This window comes from Mycobacterium asiaticum (assembly GCF_001673315.1).
In the GTDB taxonomy this organism is placed as follows: domain Bacteria; phylum Actinomycetota; class Actinomycetes; order Mycobacteriales; family Mycobacteriaceae; genus Mycobacterium; species Mycobacterium asiaticum_B.
Genome location: NZ_LZLQ01000135.1, coordinates 1 through 669, shown reverse-complemented (window position 1 = coordinate 669; position 669 = coordinate 1). Strand labels below are relative to the sequence as shown.

Annotated in this window: 1 protein-coding gene; it reads right to left on the bottom strand. The window is 66.2% G+C overall.

Annotation, left to right across the window (positions count from 1 at the left end; genetic code table 11):
• Positions 1–669 (bottom strand): DUF222 domain-containing protein (locus A5636_RS21705; protein ID WP_253900665.1); only part of this gene is annotated, 669 nt, incomplete at both ends.

The following is a 669-nucleotide window of genomic DNA, read 5'->3' as shown; positions in this document are numbered from 1 at the left end:
GCGGGCCACCTCGGTGTCCCAGCCGGCCTCGACAAGGGCCAGGAACGCGTCGGCGGTGCCCGGCAGCGGCGGCCGGGCTTCAGAGGCACCGCCCTTGTCGTCGGGGTTGTGGTCTCGTTTCCACGCCGCGATCAACGCGTCGCGGTGCGAAGCCAGAGCCGCATCGAATTTCGCGGCATCGTGGTGGTCGAGCTTGATGCGGTAGCAGCTGCCGGCCTCATCGGAGGTCTTGCTGATCACCGGGCGCTCCGGCGGCGCCACCGGCTCGGGCTCGGGTCGCGGTTCAAGGTTGACCGCGGTACGCAACTGATTGACCGTGGCCACCGCAGCCAACTGCGCGTAATGCTCATCCGAACCCGCACCGGCCCGCGAAGCGATGACCCCGACCTGATCCAGTGAGAACCGGCCCTCGCGCATCCCCTGCACACAACGCGGGAACTCCTCCACCCGGCGCGCGATGGTGGTGATCGTTTTCGCATTAGCCGAAGACGAAGCGGTCTTCCAGGCCACCAACGACTCCACCGAACGCGCCCCGGTCATCCCACACAACTCATCGCGCTCCAGCTCAGCCACAATCTCCACGATCTGCCCATCAATGGCGTTGCGCTGACCGGCCAACTCCGCCAACTCCTCAAACAACACCGCCAAGCGCTCTTTAGGACTCACCAC